Source organism: Flavobacterium xizangense (genome assembly GCF_054075145.1).
In genome coordinates, this window is the sequence record NZ_JBSIPG010000229.1 from 1 (window position 1) to 250 (window position 250).

A 250-nucleotide genomic window follows, 5' to 3' on the forward strand; every position below is an offset into this window, starting at 1 on the left:
CAGCATTACTGGTTATCTGGGCGCACGTACTGGAAACATTTACTCTATAATAATATTCGCCAGCGGGTAAAGAACTATCTGATGCAAATGATGGACTGGTCTGTCCTGAAATATCTGCCCAGCCAGTTGTTCCGTCTGCTGATGACTGCCATTGATAGGTATAGGGGGCAATGCTTCCTGAAGGTGTAGTATTTAATGTTAATGTGCCTCCTTCACAAATAACAGCATCACTTGTTAAGGCGGAAGTGGT

General features: G+C 44.0%; 1 protein-coding gene. It reads right to left on the reverse strand.

What is annotated here, in order from left to right; all coding sequences use genetic code 11:
• The coding region (locus tag ACWA1B_RS23225; RefSeq protein ID WP_456911035.1) for a hypothetical protein at window positions 1-250 on the reverse strand (250 nt) is incomplete at both ends.